The sequence below is a fragment of the Mycobacterium celatum genome (genome assembly GCF_002101595.1).
Classification (GTDB): domain Bacteria; phylum Actinomycetota; class Actinomycetes; order Mycobacteriales; family Mycobacteriaceae; genus Mycobacterium; species Mycobacterium celatum.
This window is the reverse complement of the sequence record NZ_LQOM01000040.1, coordinates 76,820-89,298: the sequence shown is the minus strand read 5'-3', so window position 1 is coordinate 89,298 and position 12,479 is coordinate 76,820. Positions and strand designations below refer to the sequence as shown.

The 12,479-nt window shown below is 67.9% G+C and carries 13 protein-coding genes; 6 read left to right on the top strand and 7 right to left on the bottom strand.

Annotation, left to right across the window (positions count from 1 at the left end; translation table 11 throughout):
- Nucleotides 1-14 precede the first annotated feature (14 nt).
- The 3 genes from AWB95_RS18255 to AWB95_RS18245 all read right to left on the bottom strand — a co-directional run bounded on the left by AWB95_RS18255 (nt 15) and on the right by AWB95_RS18245 (nt 3,679).
- Nucleotides 15-1,415 (bottom strand): WS/DGAT/MGAT family O-acyltransferase, encoded by a 1,401-nt coding sequence (locus AWB95_RS18255; protein WP_085168487.1) that lies wholly within the window; start codon nt 1,413-1,415, stop codon nt 15-17.
- Nucleotides 1,416-1,655: 240 nt separating this feature from the next.
- Nucleotides 1,656-2,294 (bottom strand): PaaI family thioesterase, encoded by a 639-nt coding sequence (locus AWB95_RS18250; RefSeq protein WP_084707448.1) that lies wholly within the window; start codon nt 2,292-2,294, stop codon nt 1,656-1,658.
- Nucleotides 2,295-2,380: 86 nt separating this feature from the next.
- Nucleotides 2,381-3,679 carry an adenylosuccinate synthase gene (locus AWB95_RS18245; protein WP_085168486.1) on the bottom strand — a complete coding sequence of 433 codons (1,299 nt, stop codon included), beginning with the start codon at nt 3,677-3,679 and terminating at the stop codon, nt 2,381-2,383.
- A gap of 156 nt (nt 3,680-3,835) precedes the next feature.
- On the opposite strand from AWB95_RS18245, the gene AWB95_RS18240 reads away from it, so the two are divergent.
- From AWB95_RS18240 to AWB95_RS18225, 4 genes are all read left to right on the top strand, one after another.
- On the top strand, nt 3,836-4,405 hold the full coding sequence (locus AWB95_RS18240) for a peptidase M50 (protein WP_238600890.1): 570 nt from the start codon (nt 3,836-3,838) through the stop codon (nt 4,403-4,405).
- Between the two features lie 81 nt (nt 4,406-4,486).
- The gene (locus AWB95_RS18235; RefSeq protein ID WP_062539897.1) at nt 4,487-4,762 is read left to right on the top strand and encodes a hypothetical protein; all 276 of its coding nucleotides are present in this window, start codon (nt 4,487-4,489) and stop codon (nt 4,760-4,762) included.
- A 37-nt stretch (nt 4,763-4,799) separates the two neighbouring features.
- Nucleotides 4,800-5,579 carry a site-2 protease family protein gene (locus AWB95_RS18230; RefSeq protein WP_062539898.1) on the top strand — a complete coding sequence of 260 codons (780 nt, stop codon included), beginning with the start codon at nt 4,800-4,802 and terminating at the stop codon, nt 5,577-5,579.
- Between the two features lie 38 nt (nt 5,580-5,617).
- Complete coding sequence (locus tag AWB95_RS18225) at nt 5,618-6,496, top strand: cation diffusion facilitator family transporter (RefSeq protein WP_062539899.1); 879 nt, start codon at nt 5,618-5,620, stop codon at nt 6,494-6,496.
- Here the strand turns inward: AWB95_RS18225 and AWB95_RS18220 are convergent.
- Nucleotides 6,493-6,909, bottom strand: a complete 417-nt coding sequence (locus tag AWB95_RS18220; protein WP_062539900.1) for a DUF3151 domain-containing protein — start codon at nt 6,907-6,909, stop codon at nt 6,493-6,495. The two genes, AWB95_RS18225 and AWB95_RS18220, sit on opposite strands and share 4 nt — an antisense overlap.
- Nucleotides 6,910-7,125: 216 nt before the next feature.
- Between AWB95_RS18220 and AWB95_RS18215 the strand changes: the two genes are divergently transcribed.
- The gene (locus AWB95_RS18215) at nt 7,126-7,977 is read left to right on the top strand and encodes an Rv0361 family membrane protein (RefSeq protein WP_062539901.1); all 852 of its coding nucleotides are present in this window, start codon (nt 7,126-7,128) and stop codon (nt 7,975-7,977) included.
- Here AWB95_RS18215 and fbaA read toward each other — a convergent pair.
- Nucleotides 7,974-9,008 carry a class II fructose-bisphosphate aldolase gene (fbaA, locus tag AWB95_RS18210; protein ID WP_062539902.1) on the bottom strand — a complete coding sequence of 345 codons (1,035 nt, stop codon included), beginning with the start codon at nt 9,006-9,008 and terminating at the stop codon, nt 7,974-7,976. The two genes, AWB95_RS18215 and fbaA, sit on opposite strands and share 4 nt — an antisense overlap.
- A gap of 95 nt (nt 9,009-9,103) precedes the next feature.
- Between fbaA and AWB95_RS18205 the strand changes: the two genes are divergently transcribed.
- Nucleotides 9,104-9,796, top strand: a complete 693-nt coding sequence (locus tag AWB95_RS18205) for a VTT domain-containing protein (RefSeq protein ID WP_062539903.1) — start codon at nt 9,104-9,106, stop codon at nt 9,794-9,796.
- A 133-nt stretch (nt 9,797-9,929) separates the two neighbouring features.
- On the opposite strand, the gene AWB95_RS23980 is transcribed toward AWB95_RS18205, so the two are convergent.
- Both AWB95_RS23980 and AWB95_RS18195 read right to left on the bottom strand, forming a co-directional pair.
- On the bottom strand, nt 9,930-11,285 hold the full coding sequence (locus AWB95_RS23980) for a 3-oxoacid CoA-transferase (protein ID WP_062539904.1): 1,356 nt from the start codon (nt 11,283-11,285) through the stop codon (nt 9,930-9,932).
- Nucleotides 11,282-12,400 (bottom strand): glycoside hydrolase family 76 protein, encoded by a 1,119-nt coding sequence (locus tag AWB95_RS18195; RefSeq protein WP_062539905.1) that lies wholly within the window; start codon nt 12,398-12,400, stop codon nt 11,282-11,284. The genes AWB95_RS23980 and AWB95_RS18195 overlap by 4 nt, the downstream gene beginning before the upstream one ends.
- Between the last annotated feature and the right edge of the window lie 79 nt (nt 12,401-12,479).

Below are 12,479 nucleotides of genomic sequence, written 5' to 3'. Positions count from 1 at the left end.
CGACGACGGCGTCGTCAGAGCCCGGCGGAACGCTCCAAGAGGCGGAGTTCGTCGTCGAGGTGTCCGGTCATCGCCCCCAACCCGGGGACGGCGTGGCGGCAGCCGGTCAGTCCGAACGCGATCGTGTCGTCGGTGCTCGTGCAGGTGATGTTCAGCGCTTGCCCGTCGACCGGTATCGACAGCGGGTAGAGGGCGTCGAGGCGGGCACCCTCCCAGAACAGCGGCGCCCGGGAGCCCGACACGTTGGAGATCATCACGTTCGGCGGGCGCAACAGTCCGTGATGACCGACCAACATGCCCAGGGCCAGCGGCGCAGCCCCCAGCGCACTCATCGCGAGGACCTGGAGTCGACTGCGCGAGGCCAGCGTCGCCTTGCCCTCGCACATGCCGACCCGGACAGCCGCGAGCCGCTCGCCGGCGTCGGTGAGGTTGGTGGCCAGGCCGCACATCAACGACCCGATCTGGTTGCCCGCATCCGCGGTGTCGTCTGGACCGTGGCCGCGCAGCGAGACTGGAACCATCGCCACCAGCGGCGCCAACGGCAGTGCGCCCCGACTGATCAGATATCTGCGCAGCGCCCCGGCACACATGGCCAACACCACGTCGTTGACGGTGGCGTCGCTGTGCTTGGCGACCAGTCGCAGCCGCTCCAATGGCCAGGAGCGCCCAGTGAACGACCGCGCCCCGTCGATCGGCACATTGAACATCGTGCGGGGCGCGGCCAGCGACAGCGTCCCGCCCCGGTGGCGCAGCGCCTGCAGGAGCGTTCCGGCGAGCGCGGGCACCAGCCCGGCCGCTTCCCGGGCCACGCCCCAGGCGGTCGACGCCGCCCAGCGCGGCAACCCGAACAGGTCCAGGGCGCCGCCCGGCGAGGGGGCCGTGGGCTCCGCCGCGGGCTCCACGGGCTCCCACAGGGCGGGCCCTCCGCGCCGGCGCGGGTCCCCGCTCAACGCCGCGCGCAGCATCTCCATCGCGCACACCCCGTCGGCGAGAGCGTGGTGGAGCTTGATGTACACCGCGTACCGGCCGTCTGCGAGCCCCTCGATCAGGTGCATCTCCCACAACGGCCGGTCCCGGTTCAACGGCGCCGCATGCAGCCAGGACACCAGCGCCCACAGCTCCGCCAGCCCGGCGGGCCGCGGCAGCGCCGAATACTGCACGTGGTAGTCGAGGTCGACCTCCGCGCCGGAGTCCCAGCCCCACTGTCCCAGCGACGTCACCGAGCGGCGGGCCCGCTTGCGCCACACGCCGGCCACGTCGTGGCGGGCGACGGCCGCGGCGAACATCTCGCGCACATCCGAGGCGCGGGCGCCGTCGGGCGGAGTGAACAACGCCAGCCCGCCCACTTGCATCTGGCAATTCTCGGATTCGGCGAGCAGAAACATCGAGTCGGTCGGGGACATCGGAAAAAGCATCAGGTCACAACTCCAAACACAGCAGGGCACGGCACAAGAACGGGTTGTGCGAAATCGCCTGTCCGGCTGGGCGAATCGTGTCGATCCGGTGCCCAGATACCGCCGAGGGTGCCTTCGCCTCGCATCTCCAGGTTGGCGACGGTCTCGCTGGTCGCGGTCCCGCAGCAGCGTGCGGCTATTCGGGAAGGGGCGCGGCACCGCTGTGGTCGACGCTACTCCACGCGGTCAGTGTTGTCGCGGTCACGGCTGGCCGGGAAGCAGCCGCACCATCAGCGCGTTCGTTTCGGCCAGCAGCGCTTCGTCGGGGTCGCGCAGTTCGCCCGTGACGTATGCCTTGCGGCCCTCGGTGGAGGCGATCCGCCCCCGCACTACCAGTGGGGTGTCGATCGGGGTGATCTTGCGGTAGTCGACGTGCAGGAAGGCGGTCCGGCTGACCGGCCGGCCTGCGGCGACCACCACCATTCCGCACATCCAGTCGAACACCAACGGCAGCACACCGCCGTGCACCGCCATGTTGCCGCCCACGTAGTAGCGGCTGAACTCGCCGCGCATCTCCACGCCGTCGCGGCCGAACTTCGTCATCGTCCACGGCGGCATCAGCAGGCTGCCCAGACCGGGCATGGACGGGACGCGTCCGGCGGGCGCGACGCCCTCCGGCGCCTGGAACGGGTCGAGCAGCTTGACCAGCTCCTCGGCGCGCTCGGCGGCGCTGTCCCAGGTGCCCTCGTCCGGGTCGGTGGACACCGCGAGGTCCTGCAGACGCCGCATCGCGGCGACGAACCGGCCGAAGCCCGGACCCGGCTCGGCGGGCTCGTAGCGCGGGAAACCGCCGTGCTTGGGGTAGTCGGGGTCGAGTTCTTCCGGAATCTCCTCGCTCAGAGGCTGGTCGGTTCGCGACCCGTCCCCCTCGCCGCTCCGCGGCTGGGGGTGCCCCCAGCGCCCGGCTTCGCCGCGCTTGCGATCGCTCACGGGCGAGCCGCCAGCACGTCGCGGCGCACGATGGTCTGGTCCCGGCCCGGGCCGACTCCGATACACGAAATGTGTGCTCCGGCAAGCTCTTCCAACCGCAACACGTAGTCACGCGCCTTGGCGGGCAGATCGTCGAACTGCCGGGCGTCCGAGATGTCCTCCCACCAGCCGGGCAGCTCCTCGCAGACCGGCTGGGCGCGGGCCAGCTCGCTTTGGGTCATCGGCATGTCGCGGAGGTGTTTGCCGTCGATGGTGTAGCCGACGCACACCGGAACGGTTTCCAGGCTGGACAACACGTCGAGCTTGGTCAAAAAGAAGTCGGTGATGCCGTTGACCCGGGTGGCGTAGCGGGCGATCACGGCGTCGAACCAGCCGCAGCGCCGACGCCGGCCTGTCGTCACGCCGAACTCACCGCCGGTCTTCGACAGGTATTCGCCGTTCTCGTCGAACAATTCGGTGGGGAACGGGCCCGAGCCCACCCGGGTGGTGTAGGCCTTGAGGATCCCCAGCACGGTAGTGATCCGGGTCGGGCCGATGCCGGAGCCGACGGCAGCGCCGCCCGCGGTCGGGTTCGACGACGTCACGTACGGGTAGGTGCCGTGGTCGACGTCGAGCAGGGTGCCCTGCGAGCCTTCCAGCAACACCGTCTCGCCGCGCTCCAGGGCGGCGTTGAGCAGCAGCCGGGTGTCGGCGATGCGGTGCTTGAAACTCTCGGCCTGTTCCAGCAGCGTTTCGACCACGTGCTCCGGCTCGAGCGCCTTGCGGTTGTAGATCTTCACCAGCACCTGGTTCTTGAACTCCAGCGCCGCCTCGATCTTGTGGGCCAACTGGCCGTGGTCGAGCACGTCGGCCACCCGGATGCCGATGCGGGCGATCTTGTCCTGGTAGCACGGGCCGATGCCGCGGCCGGTGGTGCCGATCTTCTTGCTGCCCATGTAGCGCTCGGTCACCTTGTCGATGGCCACGTGGTAGGGCATCAGCAAATGCGCGTCGGCGGAAATCAGCAACCGGGAGGTGTCCACACCGCGGTCCTCGAGGCCCTTGAGCTCGTCGAGCAGCACACCGGGGTCCACCACCACGCCGTTACCGATGACGTTGGTGACGCCCGGCGTCAGCACCCCGGACGGGATCAGGTGCAGCGCGAAGTTCTCGCCGGTGGGGAGGACGACGGTGTGGCCGGCGTTGTTGCCACCCTGGTAACGCACCACCCATTGCACGCGGCCGCCGAGTAGATCGGTGGCCTTGCCTTTGCCCTCGTCGCCCCACTGGGCGCCGATCAGGACGATTGCCGGCATGGTTCTCCTGATTATTGTGGTCCAGCCGGTAGCCCACACTAGCCCAGTAGTCGCGGAGGACGGTCTTGAACCGCGCGGCGACGATGCGCGCCGGCACAGCGTGAGGAGGAGGCGGGCAGATTGGACATGGCCGTCCTGCTGTGCGGGGAGTCTCGCATGCCTCGTTCGCTGAGGGCGTTGCCAGTTGTCGACGACGTCGATGCGGCCGAGCCTCGGCGGCTGGTCGTGGTCGGCTCGGATGCGGACCTGGCCGCGGTGCTGACCCGGTTGCTGCGGGCCGACCGGCTCGATGTCGAGGTGGCCTTTGTGCCGCCGCGGCGCAGCGCGGCAACCCGGGCCTACCGGCTGCCGGCCGGGTGGCGGGCGGCCCGCCGGGCGCGCCGCGGCGTCGCTCGGCGGGTGCCGCTGATCCGCGACGAGACCGGCTCGGTGATCGTCGGATCAGCCGAATGGCGGCCCGCCGGCGACGCGCCGCAGCTGCACGGCGAGGCGGTGGTCGACGACACCGTGCTCTTCGACGGCGACGTCGCCGCGGTACGCCTCGAGCCGACGGCGGCGGCGCCCGGGTTGCGCGCCAGGGTGGCCGGCCGCCCCTGGGTGACGGGACGCGCCGCCCAATTGGGCACCACCGGCGCGGCCGTGATCCGCGACGGCGTCGCGGCCGCCAGGCCGGTGCGGCGTTCCACGTTCTACCGGCACATCAAGGGCTGGCTGTTGGTCCGCTAAAACCGCGGCATCGTCAGCGTGCCGGGGCCTTCGCTGTTACAGTCCGACCACTGACTTCCGCGCGCAGGAAAGGCGTTCACGATGCAGGTTTCCAAGTTTCGGCTGATGGTTGCCGGAGTCGTCACGGCGACAAGTTTCGGCGTCCTGGGCGCCGGCACCGCCTACGCCGTTCAGGTTCACATGGTCAATGCCAGGGACCATCTGCAGCAGGCGGTCGACGAACTGCAACAAGCGGAGCCCGACAAGGGCGGCCACCGGGAGCAGGCAATCGACCTCGTCCACCAGGCTATCGATCAAGTCAATCAAGGCATCCAATACGCCGACGCGAATCCGCAGCCGGGCGGCCCCGGCTTCTGACCAGCCCGAGCATCGTCGGAGCCGGTAGCGTCGTGGCGTGAGCATCCGCGGCGTGCATCAATCGGTGCGACCCAGCCCGATCTTCCTGGCAATCGTCGGCTTGACCGTGTTGGGCGGCGTCCTGGCCTGGCTGGCCGGAGCGGAAATCAACCTTTCCGCCCGTGTCGGGGTCTTCATCCTGGTGATCGCCGGCTGGCTGGTGTCGCTGTGTTTGCACGAGTTCGGCCACGCCGTCACCGCCTGGCGGTTCGGCGATCACGACGTCGCCGTCCGCGGCTATCTGACCCTGGATCCACGCCGATACAGCAACCCGGGCCTGTCGCTGGGCCTGCCGATGCTGTTCATCGCGCTGGGCGGCATCGGGCTGCCCGGCGCCGCGGTATACGTGCGGACTTCCTTCATGACGGCCGCCCAGCGCACCCTGGTCAGCCTGGCCGGGCCAGCGGCCAACCTGGTGCTGGCGGTGCTGCTGCTGGCGTCGACCCGGCTGTTGTACGACCCCGCGCACCCGGTGTTGTGGGCCGGGGTTGCGTTCTTGGGCTTCCTGCAGGTCACCGCGGTATTGCTGAACCTGCTGCCGATCCCGGGCCTCGACGGCTACGGCGCGCTGGAACCGCACCTGAGCCCGGAAACACAGCGCGCGCTCGAGCCGTTCAAGCCGTGGGGCTTCCTGATCCTGCTGGTGCTGCTGATCGCGCCGCTGCTCAACCAATGGTTTTTCGGGATCGTCTACTCGTTCTTCGAGCTGTCCGGTGTGCCCACCCTGCTGGCACAGCTCGGCGGCCAGTTGACCCGCTTCTGGAGCGCCTGGACGTAGGCTTGCAATATATGCGTAAATACGCATATATTGGCCTGATGGGCGCCGGTCATCAACACACCGAGACCGACGCCCGGATATCCCGGATGCTGGTCGCGACGGCCCTGCTGAGCGGGTTCTTCGCCGTCGAACTGATTACCGCGCTGGCGATCGGCTCGATGGCGCTGCTGGCCGATGCCGGCCACATCCTGACCGACGTGGTCGCCGCATTCATGGGGCTGACGGCGGTGACGCTGGCCCGTCGCGGCAGCTCATCACCACGGCGCACCTACGGCTGGCACCGCGCCGAGGTGTTCACCGCCGTCGCGAATGCGGCGCTGCTGATCGGGGTGGCCGCGTTCATCGCCTACGAAGCGGTTCGACGGCTCGGCGACGCGCCGACCGTCCCCGGGGTGCCCATGGTCGCGGTGGCGCTCGCGGGCCTGGCCACCAATGCCGCAGTGGCCTGGCTGCTGCGCTCGCATGCGGCGCAGAGCCTGGCCGTGAAGGGCGCCTACCTGGAGGTCGTCGCCGACATGGTCGGCAGCATCGGCGTGCTGATCGCCGGCGTCATCACGCTGACGACGCGCTGGCCGTACGCGGATGTCGTCGTCGCCGTCGTCGTCGCAGTCTGGGTGGTGCCGCGGGCGATCGCGCTGGCCGGCAGCGGGTTACGGATTCTGTCCGAAACCTCGCCGCGCCACGTCGACGTCGAGGAGCTGCGGTCAGCGCTGGCCGCCGTCGACGGCGTGACTGGCGTCCACGACCTGCACGTGTGGACGCTGGTGCCGGGCAAGGACATGGCGACCGCGCACTTGACCAGCCGCGGCGACTCGGCTCGGGTGCTCGACGACGCCCGCGCGGTGTTGGCAGCACGCGGGTTGGCACACGCCACCGTCCAGATCGAACAAGCCGGCGCCTGCTCGGCAGGCTGTTAGCTCAACCCGAGTTCGGCGCGGGCGGCCGGGTCGCAGTCGTCGAGCAAATCCAGGCAGCGCTGATACTCCTCGGTCTCCCCGATCGCGTCTGCGGCGCGGGCCAGCGCGGCCACACACCGCAGGAATCCCCGGTTGGGTTCATGCGAATACGGCACCGGGCCGAAGCCCTTCCACCCGTTGCGCCGCAATTGGTCCAGCCCGCGGTGATAGCCGGTACGGGCGTAGGCATAGGCGGTGATGGCCTTGTCGTCGGCCAGTGCCTCTTCGGCCAGTACGGCCCAGGCAACCGACGCCGAGGGGTGCGCGGCGGCGACAATAGCCGGTTTCTCGTCGGCCTGCAGCTCGGCCTCGGCTTCGGGATCGCCGGGCAGCAAGATCGGATCCGGTCCCAGGAGATCACCCATCGGTGTCATAAGCGCCGCTCCTCTCCCCCGCAAGCGGGTGGACCCACACCGCAGGTAGGGGAGTGCCCCCACATCGCTCTTTTTGCTCTGCATCGTCGCCGGCGGGTCATGGCGTTCATTGTGCCGTGCGCGTCACAACCCGACCGCCCCGGCGTCGCCACATAACTCCGAACCGGTCGCTAAGCTCCAACTACCGATCTCGACAGCTGGAGGACAGCAGCGCTCATGCCCAATCCATCGGGGCCCGACCGCGACGACAAGCCCAACGCGGCCGGATTCGATCCAGACGCCGAGGCCGCCGACCCCGCCGCCGGGCAGGCTGGTCCCGACGACGAGGTGACCGAGGCGTACCGCACGGCGCCCTCGGACGCCGAGCCCGCCACCGAGGTGATCGCCAAGCGCGAAGGCGAGCGCGACCCTGCCAAACCGCAGTTCCAGCGCGGCGAACGCCGCTTCACCGCACCGGGTTTCGACGCCAAGGAGACCGCGGTGATCGCCACCTCCCCGGAACCGGCCACCGAAGTGTTCCAGACGGGCGAACCAGCAACGGGACCGGGCCGGCCTACGCCGAGAACCGCGATGCCGCAATTGATTCCGCCCAGGCTGGGCGCAAAGCTGCGGCCGTCCAGTCAGCGCAGCTGGGGGTGGGTGCTGGCGCTGATCCTGATCATCCTGGCGTTGGCCGCGGTCGCGGTGCTGGGCACCGTGGTGCTGACGCACGGCAACAAAAAGAAGCATGCCTCGCAGGAGGACCAGGTTCGCAGCACCATCCAAAGTTTTGACGCCGCAATGCAAAAGGGCGACCTGGCCACGTTGCGCAGCATCACTTGCGGCAACATCCGCGACGGGTACGTGAACTACGACGAGCAGGCCTGGCAGGACACCTACCAGCGGGTCGCCGCGGCCAAGCAGTATCCGGTGGTCGCCAGCATCGACCAGGTGGTCGTCGACGATGGGCACGCCGAGGCCAACGTCACCGCATTCATGGCCTATGCGCCGCAGACCCGCTCGATTCGCAGCTTCGATCTGCAATTCCGCGACGACCAGTGGAAGATCTGCCAGTCCACCACCGGTTAGGCCGTTAGCGACTTTCCGGCGCAGTGCAGGTCGTTGCAGGCCTCGATGACCCGCTCGGTCATCGCCGCCTCGGCCTTCTTCAGGTAGCTGCGCGGGTCGTAGTCCTTCTTGCGGCCCACCTCGCCGTCGATCTTGAGCACGCCGTCGTAGTTGGTGAACATGTGCGCGGCGACCGGGCGGGTGAACGCGTACTGCGTGTCGGTGTCGACGTTCATCTTCACGACGCCGTAGCGCAACGCCTCCTCGATCTCCGACTTCTCCGAACCCGAGCCGCCGTGGAACACGAAGTCGAACGGCTTTGCGCCGTCGGACAATCCGAGCTTGGCCGCAGCCACCTTCTGGCCCTGGGCCAGGATGTCGGGGCGCAACTTGACGTTGCCGGGCTTGTAGACGCCGTGCACGTTGCCGAACGTCGCCGCCAGCAGATACTTGCCGTGCTCGCCGTGGCCCAGCGCATCGATGGTTTTCTCGAAGTCCTCCGGCGTGGTGTAGAGCTTCTCGTTGATCTCGTTGGCCACGCCGTCCTCTTCACCGCCGACCACGCCGATCTCGATCTCCAGAATGATCTTGGCGGCCGCCGCCTCCTTGAGCAGTTGACGGGCGATGTCGAGGTTCTCGTCGATCGGCACCGCCGAGCCGTCCCACATGTGCGACTGAAACAGCGGATTCTTGCCCGCCGAGACCCGCTCCGACGAGATCGCCAGCAGCGGCCGGACGTAGCCGTCCAGCTTGTCCTTCGGACAGTGGTCGGTGTGCAGCGCGACGTTGACCGGGTACTTGTCGGCGATGACGTGGGTGAACTCGGCCAGCGCCACCGCGCCGGTCACCATGTTCTTCACTCCCAGGCCGGAAGCGAACTCGGCGCCACCGGTGGAGAACTGGATGATGCCATCGCTGCCGGCGTCGGCAAACCCTTTGATCGCGGCGTTGACCGTCTCCGAGGACGTGCAGTTGATGGCCGGGAAGGCGTATGAATTCTCCTTGGCACGTCGCAGCATCTCGGCGTACACCTCGGGCGTTGCGATGGGCATGAATCTTCCTTCCTGGGCGATCGTGGGCCTCCAGTATCGCAACAGCGGCCCGGCGTCGACAGACCGCCCGGGACCCGCCGGTATCTTGGTGGGCAATGACTACCACCTTGGTCGCCTTGCCCGACCTGCTCGATCCGATGTACTGGTTGGGCGCCAACGGCGTCTTCGGCCACGCGGTGCTGCCCGGGATCCTGCTGATCGTCTTCATCGAGACCGGGCTGCTGTTCCCGTTGCTGCCCGGCGAGTCGCTGTTGTTCACCGGCGGGCTGCTGGCGGCCAGCGCCAACCCTCCGGTCAGCATCGAGGTGCTCGCCGTATGCGTCGCGGTGGTCGCGGTGCTCGGCGACCAGACCGGGTACTTCATCGGGCGGCGAATCGGCCCGGCGCTGTTCAAGAAGGAAGACTCCCGCTTCTTCAAGAAGCATTACGTGACCGAATCGCACGCGTTCTTCGAGAAGTACGGGCCGATGGCGATCATCCTGGCCCGATTCATGCCGTTCGTGCGGACGTTCACCCCGGTGGTCGCCGGGGTGTCCTACATGCGCTATCCGCTGTTCCTCGGGTTCGACATCGTCGGCGGTATCGCCTGGGGGGCGGGTGCGACGTTGGCCGGCTACTTCTTGGGCAACGTCGGCTTCGTGCACCAGAACCTGGAAAAGATCATCCTGGGGATCTTGTTCGTGTCGATGTTGCCTGCCTTTATCTCGGCGGGGCGGGTCTGGCTCAACCGGCGCCGCGGAGCGGCCGCTGCGGCCGAGCCCGACGAGCGGCTACCGGTGGCGGAGTAGCGTTGAGATCGCGTCCCGCTCAGACCGAGTGTGCACTGAGGGTTTCCAGTGTGAATACAGGGCGCGAAAATCGCGAAAATGCAGCCCTACGTTCACATTCGACGCCGAGGATTCACACTCGACGCGGGGCAAGCTAACCAGACAGCGCGACGCGAAAATCGCAGCCGGTCTTGGCGCGCACTTCCTCGACAGTCACGCCGGGATGCAATTCCTTGAGCAGCAATCCCTGTCCGGGCTCTACGTCGAACACGCACAGGTCCGTGATGATCATGTCGACGACTCCCTTGCCGGTCAGCGGCAGCGTGCACTGCTGGAGGATCTTGGGGCTGCCGTCTTTGGCCGCGTGATCCATGACGACGATCACCCGCTTGACCCCCGACACCAAATCCATTGCGCCGCCGGGCCCCTTGACCATTTTGCCGGGCACCATCCAGTTGGCCAGGTCGCCGTTTTCGGCCACCTGCAGGCCGCCCAGGATGGACAGGTCGATGTGGCCGCCGCGGATCATCGCGAACGAGTCGGCGCTGCTGAAAAAGCTTGAGCCCGGCAAACTTGTGATGGTCTGCTTGCCGGCGTTGATCAGATCGGGGTCGACGGCGTCTTCGGTCGGATAGGAGCCGATGCCGAGCAGACCGTTTTCCGACTGCAGCGTGACGTTGATGTCGTCGGGAATGAAGTTGGCGACCAGCGTCGGGATGCCGATGCCCAGGTTCACGTAATAGCCGTCGCGCAATTCCTGAGCGGCGCGCCGGGCCATCCGCTCGCGAATGGGGCTGTCGTGCTTGAGCGTGGAACCGTTGCTGACCGTGCGGAATTCGATGCGCTTCTCGTAGTTGCGGCCTTCGATGATGCGGTCCACGTATATGCCGGGCGTATGGACCAGATCGGGATCCAGATCTCCGACGTCGACGAGTTCCTCCACCTCGGCGATGGTCACGGCACCGCAGGTGGCGATCATCGGGTTGAAGTTACGCGCCGTCTTGCGGTACACGAGGTTGCCCGCCGCATCGCCCTTCCACGCCTTGACCAGCGCCACATCCGCCCGAATACCTTCTTCCAGAACGTATTCCGTGCCGTCGAAAACGCGGGTGTCTTTGCCCTCGGCGAGGAGGGTCCCGTACGCCGTGCGGGTGTAGAAGCCGGGAATGCCCGCGCCGCCGGCGCGTAGCTTCTCCGCCAGCGTGCCCTGCGGCGTGAGCGTGAGATCCAGCTCGCCGGAAAGCACCTGACGCTCGAACTCCTTGTTCTCGCCGACGTAGGAGGCGATCACCTTCTTGACCTGCCGCGCCTTGAGTAGGAGGCCCATGCCGAAATCGTCGACCCCGGCGTTGTTTCCGACGATGGTGAGATCCTTGACCCCGCTGTCCACCAGAGCCTGGATCAAGTTCTCCGGAATGCCGCACAGGCCGAAACCGCCTGAGGCTATGGTGATTCCGTCCTTCAGCAAACCCTGCAGGGCCGACTCGGCGTCCCGGTGGACCTTTGTCATTCAATGCTCCTCTCCTCGGCGCCCACGGCATGCGCGGCCTCCATCAGCATCCAACCGGACAGCTGCACCGACAGGTCGCGCTCGGCGATCTCCGAGCCGGTGACCGCGCCCTCGACGAACTCCGCCGTCTTGCCGGCCGTCGTCGGCAGTTCCGCGGTGCGGTCCCAGAACGGCCCGAACAGCGGCAGGCCGTCGACCGTCTGCCGGTAGTTCCACGCCGACTGCGCCGACGACAGCACCAGCTTGCGGGCCGTGTCGCGTGCGGCGACGTCATCGGCCGACTCACCCGGCAACGTTGTCGCCACCAGCGCGAGATAACGAGCGGTGATCCCGGCGAACAGGCCGCCGTCACCACCGCCGGCGCCCTTGATCACGCCGCCCGGCGCCATGTGCTCACTGACGGCGGCGACCAGCCGGTGCACCCGCGGCGCGTGCCAGTCGTCGTCGGTGCGCACGGCAAGCTCGGTTTCCAACCCGAGCACCACGCCCTGACAGTAGGTGTACTGCGCGCGGACCAGCGACCCGGCCTTGATGCCGTCGAACACCAGGTGGGTCTCCGGGTCGATCAGCGTCGCGTCGATCCAGTCCGCCATCTGCTGGGCACGCTTGAGCCGGTCGCCGTAGCGGGCCAAAAAGATTCCGGCCGGACCGTTGGCGGGAGCATTGAAGAACTGGTCCTGCTTGCGCCACGGAATGCCGCCGCCGTCCTCGGGCACCCACGCCTTGACGAACTGGTCGGTCAGTTTGTCCAGCGCGCGATGCCGGTCGATGCCGGCTATCCGCGAGGCCCGCTCGAGGGCCAGGGCCAGCCAGGCCATGTCGTCGTAGTAGTCGTTGATCCACCGGCCGACGTTACGCAACCGGTGCGATCGGATCTGACGCCGAATCCTGTTGAGCCGCTCCGGCTTTGGGTCGCGCTGCTGCGCGTCGACCAGACAGTCCAGCAGGTGCGCCTGCCACCAGTAGTGCCAGCTGCCGAACAACCGGTCGCGCCGCACCGGCGGCCATGCCACCACGCCCAGCTGGGTCCCCGGCAGCGCCCACAGTCGTTTGAGATGCCGGGTGGTGACCGCGGTTTCCGCGCTGCCCGCCCGGTTGGCCCATACCTGCTCCATGTCAAGTGATCCTAGGTTGATCGCCCGGCTCTCCCCCGCAAGCGGGTGGGCCCACACCGCAGGTAGGGGAGTACCCCAC

Coding starts and splice junctions, on each gene's coding strand:
- AWB95_RS18255 (WP_085168487.1), bottom strand. CDS start 1,415: ATGCTTTTTCCGATGTCCCCGACCGACTCGATGTTTCTGCTCGCCGAA.
- AWB95_RS18245 (WP_085168486.1), bottom strand. CDS start 3,679: ATGCCGGCAATCGTCCTGATCGGCGCCCAGTGGGGCGACGAGGGCAAA.
- AWB95_RS18240 (WP_238600890.1), top strand. CDS start 3,836: ATGCCTCGTTCGCTGAGGGCGTTGCCAGTTGTCGACGACGTCGATGCG.
- AWB95_RS18235 (WP_062539897.1), top strand. CDS start 4,487: ATGCAGGTTTCCAAGTTTCGGCTGATGGTTGCCGGAGTCGTCACGGCG.
- AWB95_RS18225 (WP_062539899.1), top strand. CDS start 5,618: ATGGGCGCCGGTCATCAACACACCGAGACCGACGCCCGGATATCCCGG.
- AWB95_RS18220 (WP_062539900.1), bottom strand. CDS start 6,909: ATGACACCGATGGGTGATCTCCTGGGACCGGATCCGATCTTGCTGCCC.
- AWB95_RS18215 (WP_062539901.1), top strand. CDS start 7,126: ATGCCCAATCCATCGGGGCCCGACCGCGACGACAAGCCCAACGCGGCC.
- fbaA (WP_062539902.1), bottom strand. CDS start 9,008: ATGCCCATCGCAACGCCCGAGGTGTACGCCGAGATGCTGCGACGTGCC.
- AWB95_RS18205 (WP_062539903.1), top strand. CDS start 9,104: ATGACTACCACCTTGGTCGCCTTGCCCGACCTGCTCGATCCGATGTAC.
- AWB95_RS23980 (WP_062539904.1), bottom strand. CDS start 11,285: ATGACAAAGGTCCACCGGGACGCCGAGTCGGCCCTGCAGGGTTTGCTG.
- AWB95_RS18195 (WP_062539905.1), bottom strand. CDS start 12,400: ATGGAGCAGGTATGGGCCAACCGGGCGGGCAGCGCGGAAACCGCGGTC.